The organism is Rhodobacter maritimus (assembly GCF_058747975.1).
The window spans coordinates 3,197,210-3,214,509 of the sequence record NZ_CM179095.1 but is presented as its reverse complement, the minus strand read 5'-3'; the positions used below and the strand labels follow the sequence as shown (position 1 = coordinate 3,214,509).

The 17,300-nt window shown below is 65.7% G+C and carries 17 protein-coding genes; 10 read left to right on the top strand and 7 right to left on the bottom strand.

Features of this window, described 5'->3' with window-relative positions; translation table 11 throughout:
* Positions 1–2: 2 nt before the first annotated feature.
* The 7 genes from AC4PTO_RS16110 to AC4PTO_RS16080 are packed head-to-tail and all read left to right on the top strand — an operon-like array spanning position 3 to position 8,095.
* Complete coding sequence (locus AC4PTO_RS16110) at positions 3–797, top strand: shikimate dehydrogenase family protein (protein ID WP_492730204.1); 795 nt, start codon at positions 3–5, stop codon at positions 795–797.
* Positions 797–2,209, top strand: coding sequence for an FAD-binding oxidoreductase (locus tag AC4PTO_RS16105; protein WP_492730202.1), 1,413 nt, complete (start codon positions 797–799; stop codon positions 2,207–2,209). Before AC4PTO_RS16110 ends, AC4PTO_RS16105 begins: the two co-directional genes overlap by 1 nt.
* Positions 2,206–3,828: a GMC family oxidoreductase gene (locus tag AC4PTO_RS16100; protein WP_492730200.1), complete on the top strand. Its 1,623-nt coding sequence runs from the start codon at positions 2,206–2,208 to the stop codon at positions 3,826–3,828. The genes AC4PTO_RS16105 and AC4PTO_RS16100 overlap by 4 nt, the downstream gene beginning before the upstream one ends.
* Before the next feature lie 26 nt (positions 3,829–3,854).
* Positions 3,855–4,340 carry a VOC family protein gene (locus tag AC4PTO_RS16095; RefSeq protein ID WP_492730198.1) on the top strand — a complete coding sequence of 162 codons (486 nt, stop codon included), beginning with the start codon at positions 3,855–3,857 and terminating at the stop codon, positions 4,338–4,340.
* Positions 4,337–5,074, top strand: a complete 738-nt coding sequence (locus AC4PTO_RS16090) for an SDR family NAD(P)-dependent oxidoreductase (RefSeq protein ID WP_492730197.1) — start codon at positions 4,337–4,339, stop codon at positions 5,072–5,074. The genes AC4PTO_RS16095 and AC4PTO_RS16090 overlap by 4 nt, the downstream gene beginning before the upstream one ends.
* 39 nt (positions 5,075–5,113) lie before the next feature.
* Positions 5,114–5,866, top strand: a complete 753-nt coding sequence (locus AC4PTO_RS16085) for an SDR family NAD(P)-dependent oxidoreductase (protein ID WP_492730195.1) — start codon at positions 5,114–5,116, stop codon at positions 5,864–5,866.
* Between the two features lie 36 nt (positions 5,867–5,902).
* Positions 5,903–8,095 (top strand): alpha-ketoacid dehydrogenase subunit alpha/beta, encoded by a 2,193-nt coding sequence (locus AC4PTO_RS16080; protein ID WP_492730193.1) that lies wholly within the window; start codon positions 5,903–5,905, stop codon positions 8,093–8,095.
* 129 nt (positions 8,096–8,224) lie between these two features.
* Here AC4PTO_RS16080 and AC4PTO_RS16075 read toward each other — a convergent pair whose 3' ends face one another.
* The 4 genes from AC4PTO_RS16075 to AC4PTO_RS16060 form a co-directional block, all read right to left on the bottom strand.
* Positions 8,225–9,460 carry a saccharopine dehydrogenase family protein gene (locus AC4PTO_RS16075; protein ID WP_492730191.1) on the bottom strand — a complete coding sequence of 412 codons (1,236 nt, stop codon included), beginning with the start codon at positions 9,458–9,460 and terminating at the stop codon, positions 8,225–8,227.
* 48 nt (positions 9,461–9,508) lie between these two features.
* Positions 9,509–10,603, bottom strand: a complete 1,095-nt coding sequence (locus AC4PTO_RS16070) for a carboxynorspermidine decarboxylase (protein WP_492730190.1) — start codon at positions 10,601–10,603, stop codon at positions 9,509–9,511.
* Between the two features lie 66 nt (positions 10,604–10,669).
* Entirely contained in the window at positions 10,670–11,374 is a 705-nt protein-coding gene (locus AC4PTO_RS16065) for a winged helix-turn-helix domain-containing protein (RefSeq protein WP_492730188.1), read from the bottom strand.
* Entirely contained in the window at positions 11,346–11,624 is a 279-nt protein-coding gene (locus AC4PTO_RS16060) for a hypothetical protein (protein ID WP_492733657.1), read from the bottom strand. The genes AC4PTO_RS16065 and AC4PTO_RS16060 overlap by 29 nt, the downstream gene beginning before the upstream one ends.
* A gap of 172 nt (positions 11,625–11,796) precedes the next feature.
* Between AC4PTO_RS16060 and AC4PTO_RS16055 the strand changes: the two genes are divergently transcribed.
* The 3 genes from AC4PTO_RS16055 to AC4PTO_RS16045 all read left to right on the top strand — a co-directional run bounded on the left by AC4PTO_RS16055 (position 11,797) and on the right by AC4PTO_RS16045 (position 14,257).
* The gene (locus AC4PTO_RS16055; protein ID WP_492730186.1) at positions 11,797–12,324 is read left to right on the top strand and encodes a hypothetical protein; all 528 of its coding nucleotides are present in this window, start codon (positions 11,797–11,799) and stop codon (positions 12,322–12,324) included.
* An 81-nt stretch (positions 12,325–12,405) separates the two neighbouring features.
* A complete protein-coding gene (gene rnhB, locus AC4PTO_RS16050; protein ID WP_492730184.1) occupies positions 12,406–13,041 on the top strand; it encodes a ribonuclease HII in 636 nt (211 codons plus the stop codon).
* Positions 13,042–13,141: 100 nt separating this feature from the next.
* A complete protein-coding gene (locus AC4PTO_RS16045; RefSeq protein WP_492730182.1) occupies positions 13,142–14,257 on the top strand; it encodes a site-specific DNA-methyltransferase in 1,116 nt (371 codons plus the stop codon).
* A gap of 153 nt (positions 14,258–14,410) precedes the next feature.
* On the opposite strand, the gene mog is transcribed toward AC4PTO_RS16045, so the two are convergent.
* The 3 genes from mog to AC4PTO_RS16030 all read right to left on the bottom strand — a co-directional run bounded on the left by mog (position 14,411) and on the right by AC4PTO_RS16030 (position 17,256).
* Complete coding sequence (mog, locus tag AC4PTO_RS16040) at positions 14,411–14,938, bottom strand: molybdopterin adenylyltransferase (protein ID WP_492730180.1); 528 nt, start codon at positions 14,936–14,938, stop codon at positions 14,411–14,413.
* Complete coding sequence (locus AC4PTO_RS16035; RefSeq protein WP_492730179.1) at positions 14,935–16,161, bottom strand: argininosuccinate synthase; 1,227 nt, start codon at positions 16,159–16,161, stop codon at positions 14,935–14,937. Before AC4PTO_RS16035 ends, mog begins: the two co-directional genes overlap by 4 nt.
* A gap of 129 nt (positions 16,162–16,290) precedes the next feature.
* Positions 16,291–17,256 (bottom strand): hypothetical protein, encoded by a 966-nt coding sequence (locus AC4PTO_RS16030; protein ID WP_492730177.1) that lies wholly within the window; start codon positions 17,254–17,256, stop codon positions 16,291–16,293.
* Positions 17,257–17,300 lie beyond the last annotated feature (44 nt).

The window sequence follows — 17,300 nt, the reverse complement described above, 5'->3', positions numbered from 1 at the left end:
GGATGACGCTTATCACCGGACGCACCCGCATCTTCGGCATCATCGCCGACCCGATCCATCACGTCAAAACGCCCGAGGTCTTCAACGCGTTCCTGCAAAAGCACGGGGTGGACGGTGTTCTGGTTCCGATGCATGTCGTGCCCGAGGGGCTTGGCGATATGCTGAATGGCCTGCGCAGAATGCAGAACTTCGGCGGGTTCATCGTGACGGTGCCGCACAAGCCCTCGGTCGTCGGGCTTTGCGACGAACTGACGGCAGATGCCGCCCATATCGGGGCGGTGAACTGTGTGCGCCGCGATCCCGATGGCCGGCTTGTGGGCGCGATCCTCGACGGGATCGGTTTCGTCGAGGGGCTGCGGGGCGCGGGGATCGACCCGGCCGGCATGCGGGCCTATGTGGCCGGCGCGGGCGGCGCGGCCAGTGCCGTGGCCTTCGCGCTTGCCGGGGCGGGGGTGGCCTCGCTGACCGTCGGCAACCGCACCGAAGCCAAGGCCCGCGACCTGTGCGACCGGATCGCGGCGGCCTATCCGGGCCTTGCGCTGTCGACCGATGCGGGCGATGTGGCCAGGCAGGATCTGGTGATGAACGCAACCTCCCTTGGCATGCAGGAAGGTGACGCGTTGCCGCTTGATACCGGGCAGCTTCACGCCGGACAGATCGTGGCCGAAGCGATCATGCAGCCGCCGATGACCGCGCTTCTCAGGGCCGCCCAGGCGGCCGGGTGTCGCATCCATCCCGGTCTGCCGATGCTGGAAAGCCAGATCCGGCTGATGGCGGAACATATGAAGGTGCTGTGATGCGCGACGCGGAGGGGATTGCCGCATCATTCCGTGCGCTTGTCGGGGCGGACGCGGTCGTCACGGACCCGGCCGCGATGGCGCCCTACCTGACCGACTGGCGCGGGATGTTTACCGGGCGCGCCGCCTGCGTGCTGCGCCCGCGCAATACGGCCGAGGTCTCGGCCATCCTGCGCCATTGCGACGGCGCGGGCATCGCGGTCGTGCCGCAAGGGGGCAATACCGGCCTTGCCGGCGGGGCGACACCGGACGCGGGCGGCTTGCAGGTTGTGCTGAGCCTGTCGCGGATGGCCGCGATACGCGACATCGACCCGACCGGGCTGAGCGTCGAGGTCGAGGCGGGGGCCATCCTTCAGACCGTGCGCGAAGCCGTGGCCGGGGCGGGGCGGCTTTTGCCCGTCAGCATCGCGGCTGAGGGCAGCGCGACGATCGGCGGAATCGTCTCGACCAATGCGGGCGGCGTGAACGTCCTGCGCTATGGTATGACGCGGGATCTTGTGCTGGGCCTAGAGGTCGTCCTGGCGGACGGCACGGTGGTGAACGGATTGCGCCGCCTGCGCAAGGACAATGCCGGGCAGGACTGGAAGCAGCTCTTCATCGGCACGGAAGGTTCGCTCGGTATCGTGACGGCGGCCGTGCTGCGCCTTGTTCCCCGGCCGACCCGGCGCATGGTGGCGCTGATCTCGGTGCCTGAACTTCCCGCGGCGCTGACCCTTTTCGACCACGCGCTCAGCACGATTGGCGAGGCACTGAGCGCGTTCGAGCTGATCTCGGCCCCCTCGCTGGATCTTGTCGCGCGGCATTTCTCGCTGACCCCGCCGGTCGCTGGCGGGGAATGGTATCTGCTGATCGAGGCGGCCTCGACCCTGCCCGGCTTGCACGCGGCGGCCGAGGCGTTGATGGAACATGCCTTTACCGAGGGCTGGGCCAGCGATGGCGTGATCGCGGCCTCGGAGGCGCAGGCCGATGGGCTTTGGGCCTTGCGCGAACATGTCACCGAGGCCGAGGCCCGCGAGGGGCGCAGCATCAAGCACGACGTTTCGGTTCCGCTGCGCGCCATGCCGCGCTTTCTGTCGCGCTTTGCCGCGGAACTGGCGCGGATCGCGCCGGAGGCCCGCCCCAATATCTTCGGGCATCTGGGGGATGGGAATCTTCATGTGAACGTGCTCCTGCCGCCGGACTGCGCGGCCGAGCCGGTGATGCGCGCGGTGCACGACCTGGTGGCAGGGGAAGGCGGGTCGATCTCGGCGGAACACGGGCTGGGCCAGTATCGCCTGGGCGAATGGGAAAGGCTGCGCCCCGCGCCCGAACGTGCGCTGGTCACGCGGGTGAAGCGCGCGCTCGATCCGCGGGGGGTGCTCAATCCCGGCAAGGCGGTGCCGGTGCCGGACGGAAAGGACGCACAGAAATGAGCAGGACCGACAATCCCGAAGAGGTCTTCGATTTCGTCATCGTCGGCGGCGGCACCGCGGGCTGCATCCTGGCCGAACGGCTCAGCGCCGGTGGGCGCCATACCGTTGCCCTTCTCGAAGCGGGCGGCGAGGCACGCAGCCCCTGGACCGTCATTCCGGCGGGCTTTTACAAGCTGCTGACCAACCCGCGCTACAACTGGGGCTTTCACACCGAACCCGAAGCGGCGACCGGCATGCGCGAAATTGCCGTGCCGCGCGGCAAGGGGCTGGGTGGATCGACCCTGATCAACGGCATGATCTATGTCCGCGGTCAGCCGCAGGATTACGACCGGTGGGCGCAGCGCGGCTGCACCGGCTGGGGCTTTTCCGATATCGAGCCCGTTTTCCGCCGGCTGGAAGCCTATGCCGGCCCCGATCCCGACGGGCTGCGCGGCGATGCAGGGCCATTGCCCCTGTGCGAAGTGCAGGAACGCCCCGGCATCGCCGAGGCCTTCATTGCGGCCGGCGCGGCGGCGGGATACCCGCGCAATCCCGATTACAACGGCGCCGCGCAGGACGGTTTCGGCTATTATCAGGTCAATCAGAAGGACGGGCGGCGGGTCAGCGCCGAGGCCGCCTGGCTTGCGCCCGCGCGGGGCCGCCCGAACCTGTCGGTCAGGACCGGCGTGTTCGTGACCGGCCTGACCTTTGCCGAGGGCCGCGCGACCGGGGTTTCGGCCCTGCGCGGGGGGCAAAGGCTGCGTATCGGCGCGCGCCGCGAGGTGATCCTTGCCGCCGGCGCGGTGCAATCGCCGCAACTGCTGGAGTTGTCGGGCATCGGCGCCCCCGAGGTGCTGCGCCGGGCCGGTATCGAGCTACGCCATGCATTGCCGCAGGTGGGCGAGAATTACCTCGATCACTTCTGCACCCGCATGAACTGGCGCGTGCGCCTGCCCGAAACCCTGAACGAGGAAACGCGCGGCTGGCGCCTGCTGCGGGCGGTGGCGCAATACGCCCTGACGCGCAAGGGCGTGCTGACCTTCGGCACCGGGCTTGCACATGGGTTCGTGCGCACGCGCGACGGGCTGGATGGCCCCGACGTGCAGTTCTTCTTCATGCATGCAAGCTATGCCAATGCGGCGGAACGCAAGCTGGACCGTTTCCCTGGAATGACGCTGGGTGTGACGCAGTTGCGGCCCGAGTCCCGTGGCACCATCCATGTCACCTGCCCCGATCCGGCCGTGCAGCCCGCGATCCGGCCGAATTTCCTTTCCACCGACGAAGACCGCAGGGCGATCGTCGAGGGCATGAAGATCGGCCGCCGCGTCGTGGAGCAGGCCCCGATGGATCGCTACCGCGTGCACGAGATGAGCCCCGGCCCGGAATGCCGGAGCGATGCGGACTGGCTGCAATTCGCCCGTGCCAACGGGCAGACCATTTACCACACGGCGGGCACCTGCCGCATGGGCGGCGACGATGGCGCGGTGGTCGATCCGGCGCTGCGGGTTCGCGGGGTTCGCGGGCTGCGGGTGATCGACGCATCGGTGATGCCCGAGATGGTGTCGGGCAACACGCAGGCGGCGGTGATGATGATTGCGGACAGGGGTGCCGATCTGGTGCTGCAGGACGCGCGGGGCTGAGACAGCAGGCAGGAAGGAGAAACCGGATGCGGATGACGGCACCGATGGAAGCGGGGCTTGCGGTGCGCGACCTTGCAAGGATGCGCACGTTCTACGAGACCGCACTTGGTTTCGCCTTCGTCGCGGAGTTCCGGGTTCCGGCGGAAAAGGCGCGCGAGGCGGCACTTTGCGCCGAGGGTTACACGGTCGTGCGCCTGCAAACCCCGAACGGTGAACGCCTCAAGCTGCTTGCGACCTCGGGGCCGCCTGCCGTGGCTTCTACGGATGAGGCGTTCATCCTCGGGCGGCCGCGGGCAAGCTACCTGACCTTTATCGTCGAAGACATCGCCCCGGTCCTGCAACGGGCGCTTGCCGCCGGTGCGCGCAGCCTGACCGGCCCCCACCCCGTGGAGGTGCGTCCCGGCATCTACCTTGCCTTCCTGCACGACCCCGAGGGCCATGTTCTCGAACTGGTTTCCTATGACGACATCGCCGCCTACCGGCCGGATCTTCAACAAGGAATGACGCCATGAATTTCGACTTTGCAGGCAGGACGCTTGTGCTGACCGGGGCAACCGGGGGGATCGGCCGGGCCGTGGCGGCGCTGTTTCACGATGCGGGGGCGAACCTCGTTCTGGCCGATCTCGATGCCGGTGCCCTTGAGGCGCTTGGCAAGGATCTGGGCGGGTCGGACCGAGTGGCCCTGCTGGCCGGCGACGTAGCCAGCCCCGAGATGGCCGATGCGATCGTTTCGGCGGCGCAGGCCCGTTTTGGCGGGGTCGATTTCATCGTGCCGGGCGCGGGGATCTACATGGCCGAACCCTTTGCCGAGATGACCGACGAACAGTGGCGCCGCACCCTCTCGATCAACCTTGACGGCGTGTTCTATCTTTGCCGGCGCGCCGCGGCGCATCTGCGCGACGGTTCCTCGATCGTCAACATCACCTCGCTGGCGGCGCATCGAGGCGCGGTCAAGAACGCGCATTATGCGGCCTCGAAAGGGGCGCTCGGGGCGTTCAGCCGCAGCCTCGCGCGCGAACTTGCACCGCGCACGCGGGTCAATGCGGTTGCGCCGGGCATCATCGAAACCCCCATGACCGTGCGGCTGATGGCTGAACGCGGCCCCGAAACACTTGCCGGCACGCCCTTGGCCCGCATGGGCCGCGCCGATGAGGTGGCCTCGGTCATCGGGTTCCTGTGCAGCCCCGCCGCAAGCTTCGTGACCGGCGAGACGATCCAGGTGAATGGCGGGCTTTACATGGTGTGAGCCACGAGGCCCGCACATCCGTGAAACAGGAGAGAGACGATGCAGCTTCTTGATGGAAAGATCGCGCTCGTGACCGGCGCGGGGCGCGGCCTTGGGGCGGCGATCGCCGAAGGTCTTGCGCAAGCCGGGGCTAGGGTCGTCATTGTCGACATCGACGCCACGGGGGTCGAGGCCACCGCCGCGGCCCTGCGCGACAAGGGATATTCCGCCGAAGGCGCGGTGTTGGACGTGACCGACCGGCCCGCCGTCATGGCCTTCGCCGGCAAGTTCACGGCGCGGCACGGAGGGCTGGACGTGCTAGTGAACAATGCCGGTGTCGCGGGGCGCGCGCGCATCGACGAGGATCACGCCCCCGAGGTCTGGGACAAGGTGATGCGCGTCAACCTGGATGGCACGTTCAACACCTCGCACGCGTTCGTTCCCGCGCTGAAGGCGGCGCGCGGGGCCATCGTGAACCTGTCTTCGGTTGCCGGGTTCGTCGCGGGCGGCTCGACCGCGGGCTATGTCGCCTCCAAGGGGGCGGTGCGTTCGCTGACGCAGGTCATGGCGCGTGATCTGGCGCCCTTCGGCGTTCGCGTGAACGCCGTCGCCCCCGGCATCATGATGAGCGAGATGGCCGTCGCGCAGCTGAACCGGCCGGGTGGCGCGGACTGGTTCCTTGGCCGCGTGATGATGAAGCGCATCGGAGAGACGCAGGAAGTCGTTGATCCGGTGATCTTCCTTGCCTCCTCCATGGCCAGCTTCATCACCGGCACGATCCTGCCGGTCGATGGCGGTTTCCTTGCGGCCTGAACACGCCGCAACAGTTTTGAAAGTCAGGATTCATCCATGCCGATCACCACCGATCTGAGCCCCCGCTCCTTCTGGCGCGCGATCCGCGCAAGCGACGATGACTGGAATTCCCTGGATCCGGGCATCGCGGGAAGCATGCTGGTGCAGATGCACCTGATCCGCGCCTTCGAAGAAAAGGTGCTGGATCTGGCGGGGCAGGGCCTTGTCCACGGCCCGGCGCATTCCGCCATCGGGCAGGAGGGTGGCGCGGCAGGCTCCGCGGTTGCGATGCGTCCGGGCGATCAGGTCAACGGCTCGCACCGCGCGCATCACCAGTTCCTTGCGAAGGCGCTTGGCTATGTCGCCCCAAAGGGGCTTGATCCCGCCGCGCCCTTCGCGGCGCCGGTGCGGGATCTGTCCAAACGGACCCTGGCCGAGATCCTCGGGCTTGCGCAGGGCTTTTGCAAGGGGCGCGGCGGCTCGATGCATCTTCGCTGGGCGGCATCGGGCAACCTTGGCACCAACGCTATCGTCGGGGGCGGCGTGCCGATGGCCGCCGGTGCGGCATGGGCGCATAAACGGGCCGGAACCGGCGATGTCGTTTATACCTATTTCGGCGACGGGGCGACCAATATCGGCTCGGTTCTGGAAACGATGAACCTTGCCGCGGCCTGGAAGCTGCCGATCTGTTTCTTCATCGAAAACAACCGCTACGCGGTCTCTACCCATGTCGAGGAAACGACGGCCGAGCCGCGCCTGTCCTCGCGCGGGCTGGCCTTCGGCATTCCGGCCTTCCAGGTCGATGGAATGGATGCGCTGTCGGTCTATCTTGCGTCGGACGCGGCCAACCGCATCATGCGCGCGGGCGAAGGGCCGGTGATCATCGAGGCCGATGTCTATCGCTATTTCCACCAGAACGGCCCCCTGCCCGGCAGCGCCTTCGGCTATCGCGGCAAGGAGGAAGAGGCGCAGTGGCGCGCCCGCGATCCGCTGGAAGCGCTTGCCCGCGAGATGATGGAGCGCCAGATGCTGGGCGCCGAAACCCTTGAGGGGTTGCGCGCGGCCTGCCAGAGCCTGATGGCCGAGGTCGCAGGCGAGCTGGTCGAAACCGCCGACGGCAAGCGGCGCATCGTTCCCGCGCTTTGGCCCGAAGAGAGTTTTCGGGATTTCGGCCTGCGCGGCGATCTTTCGGAATTCGACGGTGCCCGCATCGAGGAACTGGAAAGCTTTGCAGGCGCGCTGGAACCCGAGGCGAAGTTCATCGACATCGTGGCCAGGGTGATGGATCGCCGCATGGCGCAGGATGACAGGATCGTGGTCCTCGGCGAGGATGTGCATCGCCTGAAAGGGGGCACCAACGGCGCCACGCGCGGCCTGTCCGAAAAATATCCCGACCGGATCCTCGGCACGCCGATCAGCGAGAATGCCTTTACCGGGATCGCGGCGGGCATGGCCGCCGACGGGCGGGTGCGCCCGGTGATCGAGTTCATGTATCCCGATTTCATGTGGGTGGCGGCCGATCAGGTATTCAACCAGATCGGCAAGGCGCGCCACATGTTCGGCGGCGAAAACGCCATGCCGCTGGTGCTGCGCACCAAGGTGGCGATGGGCACCGGATACGGCTCGCAGCATTCGATGGACCCGGCGGGCATCTTCGCCACCGCGCCGGGCTGGCGGATCGTCGCGCCCTCGACGCCCTTCGATTACGTCGGCCTGATGAATGCGGCCCTGCAATGCGAAGATCCGGTTCTGGTTCTGGAGCATGTCGATCTTTATGCCTCGACCGGCGCCGCGCCCGCCGAGGATCTTGATTACATCATCCCGCTTGGCCGGGCGAAGGTGGTGCGGGCCGGGCGGGATGTAACGGTGCTCAGCTACCTGTCCATGGTGGAACAGAGCCGTGCGGCGGCCGAACGCCTGGGCGTGGATGCCGAGATCATCGACCTGCGCAGCCTTGACCGCGCCGGGCTTGACTGGGAGACGATCGAGGCCTCGATCCGCAAGACCGGCAATGTCCTGATCGTGGAACAGGGGGCGGCAGGCACCTCATATGGCGGCTGGCTGGCCGACGAGCTGCAACGCCGGGTCTTCGACTGGCTCGACCAGCCGATCCGCCGGGTGCACGGGGCCGAGGCATCGCCCAGCATTTCCAGGGTGCTGGAAGCGGCGGCCTGCGCGCGCCCGCAGGACATCGAGGCGGCGCTGCGCTCGGTCATGGCCGATCAGGGCCGCCCCATCGCCGCCGAATAGGACCGGCGCCTTACCAACCGGCATCCTGCGCGGCGGGGCCATGGCGGACCTTGCGGCCAGCCCGCATATATCATGAAAAACGCCGCCCCCTCGGGGCGGCGTTCTGGTCTGGCATCTGCCGTTCCGGTATCAAAGCGCGCGGTCGGTTCCGTCCGTGTCGATCACGCGGGTCGGCAGGCCCATCCTGCCCAGAAGCTCCAGGAAGGGGCGCGGTTCCAGGTCTTCGACATTGGCCATTCGGGCCGCGTCCCAGGTGCCCTGCGCGATCAGGATGGCCGCGGCAACCGGTGGCACGCCGGCGGTGTAGCTGATGCCCTGGCTGCCGACCTCGTCGAAGGCGTCCTTGTGATCGGCCACGTTATAGACGAAGACCTCGGCGGGCTTGCCGTCCTTGGTGCCCTTGACCAGATCGCCGATGCAGGTCTTGCCGGTATAGTCCGGCGCAAGGCTGGCTGGATCGGGCAGCACCGCCTTGACGACCTTGAGCGGAATGACCTCCTGCCCCTCGGCGGTTTTCACCGGCTGCTCGGACAGAAGGCCAAGGTTCTTCAGCACGGTGAAGACATTGATGTAGTGATCGCCAAATCCCATCCAGAAGCGCACATCGGCATGGCTGTAGCGCGCCGAAAGCGAATGCACCTCGTCATGACCGGTCATGTAGGCCTTTTGCTTGCCGACGACGGGCAGATCCCATTCGCGGCCGATCTCGAACATCCGGTTCGTCTGCCAGGCGCCGCCCTGCCAGCTGTAGACCGTGCCGGTGAATTCGCGGAAGTTGATCTCGGGGTCGAAATTCGTGGCGAAATACCTGCCGTGGGAACCCGCGTTGATATCCACGATGTCGATGCTTTCGATCGTATCGAGCAGCTCTTCCTCGGCCAGCCGCGCATAGGCGTTCACCACGCCGGGGTCGAAGCCGACGCCAAAGATCGCCGTGACGCCCGCCTCGGCGCAGGCCGCGCGCCTTTTCCATTCGTAATTGCCATACCATGGCGGAGTTTCGCAGATCTTCGCCGGGTCTTCGTGGATCGCGGTGTCCATATAGGCGGCGCCGGTCTGGATGCAGGCCTCCAGCACCGGCATGTTCACGAAGGGGCTTCCGACATTGATGACGATCTGCGCGCCGGTCCCGCGGATCAGATCCGCTACCGCGGCGGTATCGGTTGCGTCGACGCCGTGGGCCTCGAACGTGCCGGGCTGCTTCATCGCGTTCTTTTCGTGAACGCTGGCAATGATTGCATCGCATTTCGCCCTCGTGCGCGAGGCGATGTGCAGCTCACCCAGAATGTCGTTGTTTTGTGCGCATTTGTGGGCAACCACTTGCGCCACACCACCGGCACCGATGATAAGCACGTTACGTTTCACTTCGGCTGTCTCCTTTTCTCGCAGGACAGGGGAAGGGGGCTTGCGCCCTCAGGACAACGAGGAGGCATAATCCTCGTAGGAAAATTCGCGCACGACCCGTTCCGAACCGTCGAGTTCACGAATGACGATGGCCGGCATGTTGACGCCGTTGAACCAGTTCTTCTTGACCATGGTATACCCGGCCGCGTCCTGAACGGAAATCCGGTCGCCCACCTTCAGCGGCGCGGGAAAGCGCGCATCGCCGAAAATATCGCCCGCAAGGCAGGATTTTCCGCAGATCTGGTATTCGTGTTCGCCCTGCTGCGGCAGCTTGGCGCTTTCGCGGTAGATCAGCAGATCGAGCATATGCGCCTCGATACTGGAATCGACGATCGCCAGGCGCTTGCCATTGTCCAGCAGATCGAGCACCGAAACCTCGAGCGTGGTCGAATTGGTGATCGCGGCCTCGCCGGGTTCCAGATAGACCTGCACGCCGAACCTGTCGGCAAAGGCCCGCAGCCGCGCGGCCAGCTTCATCAGCGGATAGCCTTCGCCGGTGAAATGGATGCCGCCGCCAAGGCTGACCCATTTCATGCGCGACAGAAGCGGTGTGAATTCGGCCTCGATCCGGGTCAGTTGCTGGTCGAAAAGCGCGAAGTCGCGGTTTTCGCAGTTGTAATGGATCATGAAGCCGGAAATGCGGTCCATCACCGTCTCGATCCGCGCCACGTCCCATTCGCCCAGCCGCGAGAAGGGGCGCGCAGGGTCCGCCAGATCGAAGCCCGAGGTCGAGAAGCGGGGGTTGAGCCGCAGGCCGCATTCGATCCCCGCCGCCTTGCCCGCGAAACGCTCCAGCTGGCCGATGGAATTGAAGATGATCTTGTCGGCATAAGAGACCGCCTCGTCGATCTCTCCATCGGCCCAGGCCACGGAATAGGCATGGGTTTCGCGCCCGAACTTCTCGCGCCCCAGGCGCAGCTCGAACAGCGAGGAAGAGGTCGTGCCGTCCATATACTCGCGCATGAAATCGAAGGCGGACCAGGTGGCAAAGCATTTTAGCGCCAGAAGCGCCTTCGCCCCCGAGGCCTCGCGCAGCGCCGCGATCTTTTCCATGTTGGACAGAAGGCGCCTTTTGTCGATCAGGTAGTAGGGTGTCGGAATCATGGGCCCCCCCAAACGGCAAAGTGAAGACGCGATATAGGACCCCCTCCCCCCCTTCGCAAGCGAAAGTCAGTCCACGCGGATCGCGTCCTTGTCTACCGTCAGCGTGTAACCCTTGCGCGAAATGTTGCGCACCAGAAGCTCGGCCACCAACTGGTTTCCAAGCGCGTCGCGCAGCCGCTTGATGCGGGTGGCGCCGGCGGCCTCGTCGCAATCGGCCTCGGGGCGGCCCGAGATCACCGCCTCGATCTGGGCGCCGGTCAGGATGTCATCATCCATCCGCGCCTCGGCCAGCACGGCAAGGGTCTCGATCGCGGCGGGGGTCAGGGTGAAGGCCATGTCGTTCAGCATCACCGCATTCTCGCCGCGCAGGATCCGCATGGTCTGCACCTCGATCCCGGCGCGGCGGATCTCGGACATGCGCCGGTTCAGCGCCATGATCGTGACCAGAAACACCAGGGACGCGACCAGAAGCGCGGTGGCAAAGACCAGAAGGATGAAGATGATCACCCGGTAGGAACCCAGCACCTCGGAAAAGGCGGTGCCGGATTGCGCAAGGATCTCCAGCAGCCGGATTTCGGCCGCGCCGGTCAGGGCGTCGTTCTCGACGAAGATCCGCTCGACCCGCGCGTTGAAGGCGTTGGCATCGGGCAGCGCGGCCAGCAACAGCACCGCCGCAAGCGCCAGCAGCACGACGATCGCCACGATGCCCCAGGTGAGCGCACGCGAGCCCGCGCGCAACCCCTCAGTAACGGAGGTAGTATGGCCCGGCACTGGCTTTCCTTTGCTGAATACCTTCCGGCCCGAAGATGGACAAGATGTTCAGAAGCGTCCAGCCGTCGCGGGCAAGGCGCGGGGCAAGATGGCGTGAGGCGCCATCCATCGTGCAGGCATCGTCGGGCAGTTGCGCCACGCCGTAATGCAGGCGCAGCGGGTTGTCCTGCTTGGCCTTGTAATCGGCATAACAGGCGGCCTGCACGGGCGATGCGGCCAGAAGGGCCAGGACAAGGAGCATGTGTTTCATCATGTGCAAAACCTGCGGCGAGGCGGGGCGTTATGCAATAGCGATACGCCCCCGCCGGCCCTGTTATCGGATATCAACGGGGCGATATTGCGTGACGCTGCCAGGGGGGCGCAGTTTGACGGCACCACGCCTCGGGCGGCACGTTGCCGCCGCAACCGGAAAGGAAATTGCCATGACCATCGCACCCAAGGCCATCCTTCGGCGCCTGAGCGGTTATGTCGTTGCAGGCTCGATCGTGCTCAGCTCGATGCTGGCCACCGCCACGCCCGCCGCCGCACTGGGCGACACCGAGCGCGACGTGCTGCGCGCCCTTGCCGCCGCCGCTGCGATCGGCCTTGTCGTCAAGGAAGTAAACGACAACAAGCAACGGAAAGCTGACCGCGCGGCGCAAGAGGCCGACCGCTATTACGGCCGCAATTACGACTGGGACGACAAGAACCAGTATCGCAACAAGGACCAGCGCCGGAACTGGAACCACAAGCGGGATGCACGGCGCGTGATCCCCGCGGAATGTGTGCAACAGCTTCGTTTGGGCAACCGTATGCGCGAAGTGGTTCCCGCGCGTTGTGCCGAGCGTTCCGTCGATGCGCGCTACCTGCCGGCCCATTGCGCCTTTGATCTGCGCGGCGATCGTGGTGCTCGCCGTGCCTATGGGCTGAACTGCCTGCGCGAAAACGGCATCCGTGTGTCGCGGCGCTGACCGGGCGCCCGTCGCCGGGGCAATTCGGCTCCGGCGACGATTGGCATTGCCTGCACGGCCAAACCGGGCCATTGCTGGCCCATGACGCAGGCACCCGATTTTTCCTTCGAAGAGGCCGCTTTCGCGCGCGGCCTTTCGCGCGTTTGCGGCGTGGACGAGGTGGGGCGCGGCCCGCTTTGCGGCCCGGTGACGGCCGCCGCGGTCGTGCTGGACCCCGCGCGCATTCCCGATGGGCTGAACGATTCAAAGAAGCTTTCGGCCGCGCGCCGTGCCGAGCTGGCCCGCGCCATCATGGAGAATGCCGACTGGTGCGTGGCCCATGCCAGCGTGGAAGAGATCGACCGGCTGAACATCCTTCAGGCATCGCATCTGGCGATGTGCCGCGCGGTGGCGGGGCTGTCCGCGCCGCCCGATCACGCGCTGATCGACGGCAACCGCCTGCCGCGCGGCCTGACGCTTTCCGCCGAAGCCGTGGTCAAGGGCGATGCGCGTTCGGTTTCGATCGCGGCGGCCTCGATCCTGGCCAAACAGGCGCGCGATGCTCTCATGGTGGATTTGGCGCAACAACATCCCGGCTACGGCTGGGAGCGCAATGCCGGATATCCCACAAAGGACCACCTGGAGGCGCTCCTAAATCTGGGGGTGACCCCTCACCATAGGCGTTCGTTTCGCCCGGTGCACAATATCTTGTGCCAAGTGAAATCTGTAAGTCCTTGATTCAAAAAAGAATTTGACGGCGAATCGCCAATGACTCATCTTTGACCCATGAGATCGGCACAAAGCCGGCATGGCCGAAACGGGCAAAGACGAGGCAGAAATGACAAAGACAGCAACCAGGGCGGCGCAGGCGGCGCTGCCACTGAACCAGATTATCGCAGGCGACTGCATCGACGTGATGAACGGCTTGCCCGAGGCAAGCGTGGACCTGATCTTTGCCGATCCGCCCTATAACCTGCAACTGCGCGGCGATCTGCACCGGCCCGACAATTCCAAGGTCGATGCGGTGGATGATGCCTGGGACCAGTTCGCCTCTTTCGCGGCCTATGACCGTTTCACCCGCGACTGGCTGGCCGCGGCGCGCCGGATCCTGAAACCCAACGGGGCGATCTGGGTGATCGGCAGCTATCACAACGTCTTCCGCATGGGGGCCGAGCTTCAGAACCAGGGCTTCTGGATCCTCAACGATGTGGTCTGGCGCAAGTCGAACCCGATGCCGAACTTCCGCGGCAAGCGCCTGACCAACGCGCATGAGACGCTGATCTGGGCGTCGAAATCCGAAGGGGCGAAATACACCTTCAACTACGAGGCGCTGAAGGCGCTGAACGAAGGCGTGCAGATGCGTTCGGACTGGGTTCTGCCGATCTGCACCGGGAACGAGCGCCTGAAGGACGAGCAGGGCGACAAGGCCCATCCCACGCAAAAGCCTGAAAGCCTGCTGCACCGCGTGATCCTTGGCACGACCAATCCGGGCGACGTGATCCTTGATCCGTTCTTCGGCACCGGCACCACGGGTGCGGTGGCCAAGATGCTGGGGCGCGAGTTCATCGGCATCGAGCGCGAAGAGGCCTATCGCAAGGTGGCCGGCAAGCGCATCTCGAAGGTGCGCAAGTTCGACCGCGAGGCGCTTGAGATCACCGGCTCCAAACGTGCCGAGCCGCGCGTGCCCTTCGGCCAGCTGGTGGAGCGCGGGATGCTGCGTCCGGGCGAAGAGCTTTTCTCGGTCGGGAACCGCTACAAGGCCAAGGTGCGCGCCGATGGCACGCTGGTGGGCAATGACGTGAAGGGCTCGATCCATCAGGTGGGGGCGCATCTGGAAGGCGCGCCGTCCTGCAACGGCTGGACCTACTGGCACTTCAGGCGCGAGGGCAAGATGGTGCCGATCGATCTTCTGCGCCAGCAGATCCGCGCCGAGATGGGCGAACGCCCGAACTGAGGCAGATCCGAACCAGGTTTACCGCCGGTGCCTGTGGTCCGCCCACGGGCGCAGCCTTGCCCCGCCGTTCATCCGGCGGGGCCTTTTCGTGCCCGCCGCCGGTGTTGCGGCACGCTGCGCCTCCGGCGGGGATATTTTTGCGAAGATGAAGGGTCAGCCCTTTTTCGGGCGGAAGGCGCGGATCTTCTGCGGGTCGGTGTCGATATGCCCGGCGCCGATCAGGTCGAGGCAGTAGGGCACGGCGGCGAAGACCGCGTTCAGGCAGGTGGCGATGGCCGAGGGTTTGCCCGGCAGGGTGATGATCAGCGATTTGCCCGCGATGCCCGCGCTTTGGCGCGACAGGATGGCGGTGGGCACCTCGAGAAGCGAGGCGCGGCGCATTTCCTCGCCAAAGCCTGCGAGTTCCTTTTCGATCACCTCCGCGACGCCCTCGGGGGTTTCGTCGCGGGGGGCGGGACCGGTGCCGCCGGTGACGAGGATCAGATCCGCCCCTTCGGCAACCAGCTTGTGCAGCGTGTCGCGCACGCTGGCGCGTCCGTCGGGGATGATGTGGCGGGTGATGGTGAGCGGCGTGGTGACCACGCCGCGCAGCCAGTCTTCGCAACCGGGGCCGCCCTTGTCCTCGTATTCGCCGCTGGAGGCGCGGTCGGAGACGGTGACGATGGCGGCGCGGGCCGTCACGGCTTGACCCGTGCGTTGCGCGTGGCCAGCAGTTTCAGCCGCAGCGCGTTGAGCCGGATGAAGCCCGCGGCATCCTTCTGATCGTAAGCGCCGGCATCTTCCTCGAAGGTCACATGGGCCTCGGAATAGAGCGAGTGATCGGACCAGCGCGCCACCGTGCGCACCGAGCCCTTGTAGAGTTTCACGCGCACCGTGCCGGTGACATGTTCCTGGCTCTTGTCGATCAAGGCCTGGAGCATCTCGCGCTCGGGGCTGAACCAGAAGCCGTTATAGATCAGTTCCGCATAGCGCGGCATGATCGAATCCTTGAGGTGGCCCGCGCCGCTGTCGAGCGTGATCTGTTCGATCCCGCGATGTGCCTCCAGCAGGATGGTGCCGCCGGGGGTTTCGTAGACGCCGCGCGATTTCATGCCCACGAAGCGGTTCTCGACCAGATCCAGCCGGCCCACGCCGTGCTTGCCGCCCAGCTCGTTCAGCTTCGTGAGGATCGTGGCCGGGCTCATCGCCGCGCCGTTGATCGCCACCGCGTCGCCGCGCTCGAAGGTGATCTCGAGGAACTCGGGCTCGTCCGGGGCGTCCTCGGGGTGGACGGTGCGCTGATAGACGTAATCGGGGGCCTCTTCGCCCGGATTTTCCAGCACCTTGCCCTCCGAGGAGGTGTGCAGCAGGTTCGCATCGACCGAGAAGGGCGCCTCGCCGCGCTTGTCCTTGGCGATCGGGATCTGGTTCTGCTCGGCGAATTCCAGAAGCTTGGTGCGCGAGCTGAGATCCCATTCCCGCCAGGGCGCGATCACGCGGATCGAGGGATCGAGCGCATAGGCCGACAGCTCGAACCGGACCTGATCGTTGCCCTTGCCGGTGGCGCCATGGGCCACGGCATCGGCGCCATGCTCATGCGCGATCTCTACCAGCCGCTTGGAGATCAGCGGGCGCGCGATCGAGGTGCCAAGCAGATAAAGCCCTTCGTAAAGCGCATTGGCGCGGAACATCGGGAAGACGAAATCGCGCACGAATTCCTCGCGCACATCCTCGATATGGATGTTCTCGGGCTTGATGCCCAGAAGTTCGGCCTTCTTGCGGGCGGGGTCCAGCTCTTCGCCCTGGCCCAGGTCGGCGGTGAAGGTGATCACCTCGCAGCCGTATTCGGTTTGCAGCCATTTCAGGATGATCGAGGTGTCGAGGCCACCGGAATAGGCCAAAACGACTTTCTTGGGCGCGGTCATGGGACTGCCTCTTGTCTCAAGGGAATGTCGCATGGCGGTCTATTGGGTTTTTCGCAGCCGGGCAAGGGTTCGCACCAACAGAATAAGGCGGCCGGGTGGCCGCCTTTCCTGTGCCGTTGCAATCCGGGATTATTCCGTGGTGACGGAATCTTCCGCTGCGGCAAGCTCTTCGGGGCTGTCCTCGATCGGGGGCTCGGTGGCCGGAGCGATCGGATCGGGTTCGGGTAGGCCCAGAAGCGCATGCAGCTGGGACATCGCCTCAGGCGAGAGTGCGCGCCCGTTGGATGCGGAAAGCAGGGCTTCCTGCTGATTGATATCGGCATTTGCGATGGTGTCTTCAAGCTCTGTGATCTCCGCCTCCAGGGCGGCGACCTGCTCTGCGTTGGCCTGCGTGGCCTCAAGCTCGGCTTCCAGCGCGGCGAGGGTTTCGGCATCGGCCCCGACCGGATCTTCCAGTGCGTCGATTTCGGTCTGGATTTCCTCGGTCGTGCGATATTCGTCCGCTTGCAACGCGGCCAGCTCCTCGGCGGCGGCGGGCAGGCGGTCGAGGGCCTCGGCCTCGGCCATCACGCTGTCACGATAGGCGGCAATCCGGCCGACCTGGCTGTTCGGGCTGGCATTGGCCATTGCCGTGGCGCTTGCATGCGCCGCATTCAGCCCCTTGAGCTCGGATGCGAGGGCGCCCTGGCCAGGTTTCTTCATCGGAGACCTGGAAACCTTGGGAGCCAGTTCGGTCGGCGCTGTCGAGCGGGTCTTGGCAAGTTTCTTCGAACCGCCGGTGGCCTTCTTGGTCGAGTTTTTCGAGGAGCTCTTCACACTCCCCTTCTGCGAGCCGCCGTTGAAAATGACACCTTTGGGAGTGCCGGATTTTGCGCCGGACTTGGCGCTGCCGGACTTGGCGCCGCCCGATTTCCCGTTATTGCTCTTGTCCTTGCCGCCGCCGTTTCCACCGCCGTTGCCGCCACCATTTCCGCCACCATTGCCACCCTTGGCGAAGGCAGCATCGGCCCCAAGTAGTGGAACAGAATCGCCAAGCGGGGCGAATGCCAATGCTGCGGCGGCAAGTGCCGCCATCATGCGAGTCGAGCGTGCCATTGTCCAAATCCTCCTGCGGGGCGGCATTGATTGCAATCTGAAGG

Coding starts and splice junctions, on each gene's coding strand:
- AC4PTO_RS16110 (WP_492730204.1), top strand. CDS start 3: ATGACGCTTATCACCGGACGCACCCGCATCTTCGGCATCATCGCCGAC.
- AC4PTO_RS16105 (WP_492730202.1), top strand. CDS start 797: ATGCGCGACGCGGAGGGGATTGCCGCATCATTCCGTGCGCTTGTCGGG.
- AC4PTO_RS16100 (WP_492730200.1), top strand. CDS start 2,206: ATGAGCAGGACCGACAATCCCGAAGAGGTCTTCGATTTCGTCATCGTC.
- AC4PTO_RS16095 (WP_492730198.1), top strand. CDS start 3,855: ATGCGGATGACGGCACCGATGGAAGCGGGGCTTGCGGTGCGCGACCTT.
- AC4PTO_RS16090 (WP_492730197.1), top strand. CDS start 4,337: ATGAATTTCGACTTTGCAGGCAGGACGCTTGTGCTGACCGGGGCAACC.
- AC4PTO_RS16085 (WP_492730195.1), top strand. CDS start 5,114: ATGCAGCTTCTTGATGGAAAGATCGCGCTCGTGACCGGCGCGGGGCGC.
- AC4PTO_RS16080 (WP_492730193.1), top strand. CDS start 5,903: ATGCCGATCACCACCGATCTGAGCCCCCGCTCCTTCTGGCGCGCGATC.
- AC4PTO_RS16070 (WP_492730190.1), bottom strand. CDS start 10,603: ATGATTCCGACACCCTACTACCTGATCGACAAAAGGCGCCTTCTGTCC.
- AC4PTO_RS16060 (WP_492733657.1), bottom strand. CDS start 11,624: ATGAAACACATGCTCCTTGTCCTGGCCCTTCTGGCCGCATCGCCCGTG.
- AC4PTO_RS16055 (WP_492730186.1), top strand. CDS start 11,797: ATGACCATCGCACCCAAGGCCATCCTTCGGCGCCTGAGCGGTTATGTC.
- rnhB (WP_492730184.1), top strand. CDS start 12,406: ATGACGCAGGCACCCGATTTTTCCTTCGAAGAGGCCGCTTTCGCGCGC.
- AC4PTO_RS16045 (WP_492730182.1), top strand. CDS start 13,142: ATGACAAAGACAGCAACCAGGGCGGCGCAGGCGGCGCTGCCACTGAAC.
- AC4PTO_RS16035 (WP_492730179.1), bottom strand. CDS start 16,161: ATGACCGCGCCCAAGAAAGTCGTTTTGGCCTATTCCGGTGGCCTCGAC.
- AC4PTO_RS16030 (WP_492730177.1), bottom strand. CDS start 17,256: ATGGCACGCTCGACTCGCATGATGGCGGCACTTGCCGCCGCAGCATTG.